The 6,695-nt window shown below is 57.0% G+C and carries 6 protein-coding genes and 1 tRNA gene; 4 read left to right on the plus strand and 3 right to left on the minus strand.

Going from position 1 to position 6,695, the window contains the following annotated elements:
• Position 1: 1 nt before the first annotated feature.
• Together HMPREF3140_RS17525 and HMPREF3140_RS17530 are read left to right on the plus strand one after the other, a co-directional pair.
• On the plus strand, positions 2-1,021 hold the full coding sequence (locus HMPREF3140_RS17525) for an aldo/keto reductase (RefSeq protein ID WP_002916289.1): 1,020 nt from the start codon (positions 2-4) through the stop codon (positions 1,019-1,021).
• Positions 1,022-1,053: 32 nt separating this feature from the next.
• Positions 1,054-1,857: a carboxymuconolactone decarboxylase family protein gene (locus HMPREF3140_RS17530; RefSeq protein WP_004889869.1), complete on the plus strand. Its 804-nt coding sequence runs from the start codon at positions 1,054-1,056 to the stop codon at positions 1,855-1,857.
• Between the two features lie 360 nt (positions 1,858-2,217).
• Here the strand turns inward: HMPREF3140_RS17530 and HMPREF3140_RS17535 are convergent, their stop codons facing one another.
• On the minus strand, positions 2,218-3,147 hold the full coding sequence (locus HMPREF3140_RS17535) for a LysR family transcriptional regulator (protein ID WP_015958948.1): 930 nt from the start codon (positions 3,145-3,147) through the stop codon (positions 2,218-2,220).
• Between the two features lie 129 nt (positions 3,148-3,276).
• Between HMPREF3140_RS17535 and HMPREF3140_RS17540 the strand changes: the two genes are divergently transcribed.
• Positions 3,277-4,665: an MFS transporter gene (locus tag HMPREF3140_RS17540; RefSeq protein ID WP_032412364.1), complete on the plus strand. Its 1,389-nt coding sequence runs from the start codon at positions 3,277-3,279 to the stop codon at positions 4,663-4,665.
• A 167-nt stretch (positions 4,666-4,832) separates the two neighbouring features.
• On the opposite strand, the gene HMPREF3140_RS17545 is transcribed toward HMPREF3140_RS17540, so the two are convergent.
• Both HMPREF3140_RS17545 and actS read right to left on the minus strand, forming a co-directional pair.
• Positions 4,833-4,906 (minus strand) — tRNA-Gly (locus HMPREF3140_RS17545).
• An 80-nt stretch (positions 4,907-4,986) separates the two neighbouring features.
• Entirely contained in the window at positions 4,987-5,700 is a 714-nt protein-coding gene (gene actS / locus HMPREF3140_RS17550; protein ID WP_004157874.1) for an amidase activator ActS, read from the minus strand.
• A 316-nt stretch (positions 5,701-6,016) separates the two neighbouring features.
• Here actS and idi point away from each other — a divergent pair, with 316 nt between their 5' ends.
• Positions 6,017-6,571 (plus strand): isopentenyl-diphosphate Delta-isomerase, encoded by a 555-nt coding sequence (gene idi, locus HMPREF3140_RS17560; RefSeq protein ID WP_002916298.1) that lies wholly within the window; start codon positions 6,017-6,019, stop codon positions 6,569-6,571.
• Positions 6,572-6,695 lie beyond the last annotated feature (124 nt).

A 6,695-nucleotide genomic window follows, 5' to 3' on the forward strand; every position in this document is an offset into this window, starting at 1 on the left:
GATGCAGTATACCCGGCTCGGGAAGAGTGACTTACTGGTCTCCCGTATCTGCATGGGATGTATGGGGTTTGGCGATCCGTCAACGGGTCAGCATCGCTGGACGCTGGACGAAACAGCCAGCCGGGACATCATCCGCCACGCTCTGGAACAGGGCATCAATTTTTACGATACCGCCATCGCCTATCAGAACGGCTCCAGCGAACGGTACGTTGGCCGGGCGCTGCGGGAGATGGCAAAACGCGAGGAGGTGGTGCTGGCCACCAAGTTTCTGCCACGAACCGCCGCGCAGATTGCCGAGGGGATCAGCGGAAAACAGGCGATAGCCCGCTCGCTTGACCAGAGTCTGCGAAACCTCGGGATGGACTACATCGACCTCTACATCTACCACATCTGGGATTACAACACCCCGGTTATCGACGTGCTGGAGGCGCTGCACACCGCAGTGACCGCCGGCAAGGTGCGCGCGATTGGCATTTCCAATTGCTATGCCTGGCAGTTGGCGAAGGTGAACGCCCTTGCCGAACGCGAAGGGCTGACATCCTTTGTTTCTGTGCAGAGCCACTACAACCTGATTATGCGTGAAGATGAACGAGAGCTGTTCGGGCTGTGCGCGGAAGAGGGTATCGCCATGACTCCCTATAGCGCGCTGGCCAGCGGCCGTCTCTCCCGCTTAGAAGGCCACACGCGGCGAGCGGTGGAAGATGATTATGCCCGGGGCAAATACGACGGCACGGCAGAACAGGACCGGATCATTATTGCCCGCGTCGCCGAACTTGCCGAACGGCATCAGGTCTCCATGACCGAAATTTCGCTGGCCTGGCTGCTGACTAAAGTCACCGCCCCGGTGATCGGCGCCACGCAAAAGCATCATGTTGACGGCGCGGTCAACGCTGTAGCCCTTCAACTGAGCCCGGAAGACATCCGTTATCTGGAAGAAGCCTACCAGCCGCACGTTCTCACAGGCGTGATGGCGCAAAACACGCCGCAAGCCAAAGACCATCATCAGGTGTGGACGCGGTAACCCTCTGTCCTGTTCAGCAGGGAGAATAAAACATGAAAAACGTGATTGCCGCGGCAGCCTTGTCGCTTGTGCTGTCTGATTTTACTTATGCCCACGAACAAAGAGATGAAGCTATGATGAAAATTACCCCTTCCACCCTTGCGGACGCTGATATTCAAGCGGTCTCCCCGGCGCTGGCGCGCTTCGGCCGCGAGGCCATCAGCAACGACCTCTGGCAACGTGACGCCCTGTCCGCCCGCGACCGTAGCATCGTGACCGTAGCGATGCTGATTGCCCGCAACCAGCCAGGCGAGCTGAAGCACTATATTGCCGTTGCGCTCGATAGCGGCGTGACGCCAGCGGAAGTGTCAGAGATCATTACTCACCTCGCCTTCTACGCTGGCTGGCCCAATGCGATGTCAGCCGTCAGCGTCGCTAAAGCCATCTTTGAAGCCAGGGGCGTGACGGCAGAGGCCCTGCCCGCCGCCTCGCCAACGCTGCTGCCACTCAATGAACAGGTAGAGAAACAGCGTGCAGACACCGTGGAAAAAAATGTCGGCCCCATTTCGCCTGGCCTGGTTAAATTTACCGCCGACCCGCTGTTTCTCGACCTCTGGCAACGGCCCGCGCTTACGCCCCGCGACAGAAGTCTGGTGACGGTCAGCGCGTTAATCGCCGCCGGACAGAGCGCGCAGATTGGCTACCACCTAAACAGAGCTATGGATAATGGGCTTTCGGCTGAAGAGGCCGGAGAAGTGGTCGCCCAGGCGGCGTTCTACGCGGGATGGCCAAATGCGTTTACCGCCGCCCCGGTGGTCGGTGAGGTATTACGATCGCGCGAGAGCAAAACTGAATAAAAAAGAATAAAGGACAGGGAAGCTGTCCTTTATTTATCGTTAATTGTTAATTTAAAGGTACCAGGAGGGCTTTCGATTAGGTCTCGCGGAAAGAACATAAACGGTCTATCGAAGTATGGAGACTTCGATAGTGAGTCTGTTCACATCGCTCATTGAGAAAATTTCCGTTCCGTATGCCGTCATGAGTCTCATCCTTTGAAAGCAGCGATCGCTGTGGCGAGACGGTAGCGCGGACAAGTCTATTTGGTCAGAGATGGACATCTCAATTTAGCTACTACACCGCTACTTCGCTTTATTTTTTATATTAAATATCAATAATTTGAATTATTCATTTAATATAAATTGATGTTATAGCAATCGCTATACAGGCTCCTTAGTCATGACTGACCTCCCCACACCGCATATCGCAAGAATTTGCTCTCTCAGCCAGCGGTGACCGGGGTCGCGTTCCATTCTTGGGTGCCACATCTGCGATACCGTAATACGACGGCTTTTGAACGGCAGCTCGAAAAGGTGTACCTGGTCCGTTACCTGCTGATTGAGTAAATAGAGTGCGGGTATCATGGCGATAAGATCCGATTCCAGCGCCACGGAAAGTGCTGTCGGAAATCCCGGTACGACGCTTGCAATTTTACGTTTTGTCCCCAGTTCGGCCAGCGCATCGTCAACGGATCCGTGCAACGCGCCCTCGGGTGACGCTACCACATGGCCCCAGGCGACATAATCACTCACGCCTATTTCAGCCTGCTTAGCCAGCGGGTGCCCTTTACGGACGACGCCAACAAACCGATCCTCAAACAGTCGTTGCAGCCGTATTTCTGGCCCCATATTACTCTGAACGCCAATCTCCAGATCAACCAGCCCTTCCCGAAGATAGCGCGACGTTTTTTCCGGCTTAGGCGCGAAGCGTATACAGACGTCCGGCGCGGCGTCGGCAACCGCTGCTATAAGCGCAGGCCCAAACGCCACCACAAAACCATCGTTTGCCCTGATGGTAAAAAGACGCGCCAGATTTTGCGCGCTGAACGTTTCAGTTGAGGGCTGTAATACCGCCCTGGCATCGTGCACTGCACGCCTGGCGCGATCCCGGGTCGCTTCGGCCCACGGGGTCAGTACCATGTTACGCCCGGCGCGTACCAGGATCGGGTCTCCTGTGACATCGCGTAACCTGCTTAATGTCCGGCTCATGGCCGAAGTGCTGAGGTTCAGACGACGAGCCGCACCTGCGACACTCGCTTCACTCAGCAATACGTCGAGAGCTACCAGCAAATTAAAATCGGGATCAGACATTACCCTTCCTCCCAGCACATTAAGATAAGGCGTTTGATGCAACAATAAAGTGAAAATAGTGCGCCTTCCGCCTGGTAAAAGCCATCTTTATAGTTTTGTCATCCATACACTCTTCTCAGAGGACAAATGATGACGCTCTTTTCCAGTCAACCCGGCGACGAAGGACTGCCTGGCCCGGCGCGCGCACGGGTGATGGCCGCAATAATGACCACCACCTTAATGGGCGTGTTTGATGGCACCATGATCAACATTGCCCTGCCCTCCATGGCTCAGGAGATGCAGGTACCTGCCAGTATTGCCGTCTGGTTCGCCAACGGGTATCTGCTGGCGGCTGCGATGACGCTGGCGATATTCGCGGCGCTTGCGGCCCGTCTGGGTTATCGCCCCGTATTTCTGGCGGGCCTGACGACCTTTACCCTGACATCACTGGGTTGTGCGCTGGCGAATAAGCCCGAAGTGCTTATCGGTATGCGCGTGCTTCAGGGGATCGGCGGCGCGGCGACGCTGAGTATTGCCCCCGCAATACTCAGGTCCGTATTTCCCGGACGCTTACTTGGCCGCATTCTGGGGTTCCATGCCCTGCTCATTGCCTCGAGCTCCGCTATCGGCCCGGTATTGGGCGGTACGATCCTTCACACCCTTAGCTGGCAATGGCTGTTTGCGATAAACGTTCTTCCCGGCACCCTCGCCTTACTGCTGGCGGTCAGAGCGCTGCCGCGGGATGCGATCCGTATGCAGGCGCCCTTCGACACCGTGGGCGCCATATTGTCGGCGCTGCTGTTGGGTTCGACGATCATGGCGGCGAACAGCCTACAGAACGCTACTTCTCAATTCGGCAGCCTTTGCTGGATGGCTCTCGCTGCGCTGAGCGGCATGGCTTTTATCTGGCAAATCCGCCGCACGGATCATCCCTTACTGCCGCCGAGCATGTTTAAAAATGAACGTTTTACCCTCGCGGCCTTCACGTCGATGGTTGCTTTCGTCAGCCAGGGGATCACCTTTATTGCGCTACCCTTCCTGTTTCAGAGCGGATACGGCTACAGTCCGGTAGTGTCTGCCCTGCTGTTTACGCCGTGGCCATTAGGGATCGTGCTGATTGCGCCGCATGCAGGCCGTTGGGCGGACACGATATCAGCCCCGGCGATATCCACCCTGGGGCTGGTGATATTTGTCGTCGGTTTGATCCTGCTGGCGACGTTACCCGCCAGACCTTCAATGTGGGATATCTGCCTGCGAAGCCTGGTATGCGGAATAGGGTTTGGCTACTTTCAGAGTCCCAATAACCGGGAAATGCTCTCAAACGTTATTCGTGAGCACGCGAGTTATGCGTCCGGTGTTTTATCCATTATGCGCACTTTCGGGCAGTGCCTGGGAGCCGCCGCCGTAGCCGTTCTGCTGGCAGCAGATGAAAGGTCAATTCATGTTGCGCTGTGGAGCGCCGCCGCGGCCTCTGCGGTATCGGTCGTCGTCAGCGCGAGCCGGTTGCGAAAAATCACTCATCCTGCGGAAACAGGATAAGTGCGAAAATATCACTAAACGCTACGACTCCAGCGCCAGCAGCGCAAAACGCCGATCCCGCAACCAAAGTGGAGTCCTCCGTCGGAGTTCAATAGACTAACAGAATGCTATAATCGCTGATTTATCAAGGGAAAATTGAGTTAGGTAGACTTCAGGAGACTTGAATTTGGAGCGGGCGAAGGGAATCGAACCCTCGTATAGAGCTTGGGAAGCTCTCGTTCTACCATTGAACTACGCCCGCGAAGAGGTGCGAGAAGCATTATAGCCCTTACGCACCCTGTGACAAGCCTGCCGGATGCTGACTGGCGATAAAATAACCTTTTAGCACTTAGGTTTACTTCCCTGCGGCGGCAGGTAACGCAGCGGATCGATGGCTGTCGCCCGGTAGCGGATCTGGAAATGCAGCCGCACTGAGTCGGCATCCGTACTGCCCATGGTGGCAATTTGCTGGCCGGCCTTCACGCTCTGGCCATTATTCACCATTAGCTTATCGTTGTGGGCATAGGCGGTGATGTAATCCTCGCTGTGCTTAATCATGATCAGATTGCCATAGCCGCGCAGCTGATTGCCGACGTAGACCACCTTGCCCGCCCCGGCGGCATACACCGGCTGGCCGCGGGTTCCGGCGATATCAATGCCTTTATTGCCGCCATCGGCGGTGGAATAAGGCAGGACCACTTTGCCGCTGGTCGGCCAGCGCCAGCAGCGCTGTCCCACCGGCGGCCAGGAGGACTGAGGTACCGCGGACGAAGGCGTGACCGCCGCGGTGCGCGTAGAGGAAGATTTTTTCTTCGTTGTCTTCGTTGAACTGCTGCCGTTAAGCTTCAGCTTCTGCCCCACCTCAATGGTGTAAGGCGGGGAGATGTTATTCAGGCGGGCCAGATCGCGAACGCTGGTGCCGGTGGTGCGGGAGATGCCGTACAGGGTATCGCCGCGTTTAACGGTGTAGGTGCCACCGGAATCGGAGGTGCTGGAGCAGCCGGCCAGCACCAGGCTTGCCGCCAGCATCAGTGTCATATAAAAGCGTTTCATCATCAGGCATCCTGCACTTAACACAACCACTTACCTCGCAATCAGGGCGAATATCATACCAGTCCGCGGCGCAGGGCGTCATCCCTGATGGCGAAACCATTATCCCCCGTCCCTAGCGCGCGGTCTGCGGCAGGCAGAAATTCATATTTGCGCCACGCGGCGCGGCGGCCTCTCCTCGCTATTGCGCGTTGCCGTTCACAGAGCTGCCTCCAGGGCTTGTTTTGGTAATGCCTTTCTCCCATTTATGGGCTACCCTAGTGGCCTGAGTACATGACCCGGCGGGTTTGTGCCGGGTCATTTTTTATTTTCAGGAGTCGTCATGGCCGGGGAACACGTCATTTTGCTGGATGAGCAGGATCAGCCTGCCGGTATGCTGGAGAAGTATGCCGCCCATACGTTTGATACCCCTTTACATCTCGCGTTTTCCTGCTGGCTGTTTAACCAGCAGGGTCAGTTGCTGGTCACTCGCCGTTCGTTGGGCAAAAAAGCCTGGCCCGGGGTATGGACCAACTCGGTCTGCGGACACCCCCAGCAGGGCGAGACCTTCGAGCAGGCCGTCACGCGCCGCTGTCGCTTCGAACTCGGTGTGGAGATCTCTGATATCGCGCCGGTTCACCCGGCCTTCCGCTACCGGGCGGTCGCCCCAAACGGTATCGTTGAGAACGAAGTGTGCCCGGTATATGCCGCGCGCGTGGTAAGCGAAGTGCAGCCTAACGACGATGAAGTCATGGACTATCAGTGGGTTGACCTGGCAACCATGTTAAGCGCGCTGGCCGCCACGCCGTGGGCGTTCAGCCCGTGGATGGTGCTGGAAGCGGAAAATCGGGACGCCCGCCAGGCGCTGACCGACTTTGTTGCGCGTCTGCGCGGGTAAGCTGACTATTCTCCAGGCCAGGCGCAGCCCTGTGCCTGTCATTAATGCCTGGCGGCGCTACGCTTGCACAGGCCTACGGTTCTGCGCCATTGCGTAGCCCGGATAAGGCGTTTACGCCGCCATC

The sequence above is a fragment of the Klebsiella sp. HMSC16A12 genome (assembly GCF_001808265.1).
Classification (GTDB): Bacteria; Pseudomonadota; Gammaproteobacteria; order Enterobacterales; family Enterobacteriaceae; genus Klebsiella; species Klebsiella pneumoniae.

Bases quoted from the DNA above. Each gene is read 5' to 3' on its own strand.
- HMPREF3140_RS17525 (WP_002916289.1), top strand. From the start codon at position 2: ATGCAGTATACCCGGCTCGGGAAGAGTGACTTACTGGTCTCCCGTATC.
- idi (WP_002916298.1), top strand. From the start codon at position 6,017: ATGGCCGGGGAACACGTCATTTTGCTGGATGAGCAGGATCAGCCTGCC.
- HMPREF3140_RS17535 (WP_015958948.1), bottom strand. From the start codon at position 3,147: ATGTCTGATCCCGATTTTAATTTGCTGGTAGCTCTCGACGTATTGCTG.
- HMPREF3140_RS17530 (WP_004889869.1), top strand. From the start codon at position 1,054: ATGAAAAACGTGATTGCCGCGGCAGCCTTGTCGCTTGTGCTGTCTGAT.
- HMPREF3140_RS17540 (WP_032412364.1), top strand. From the start codon at position 3,277: ATGACGCTCTTTTCCAGTCAACCCGGCGACGAAGGACTGCCTGGCCCG.
- actS (WP_004157874.1), bottom strand. From the start codon at position 5,700: ATGATGAAACGCTTTTATATGACACTGATGCTGGCGGCAAGCCTGGTG.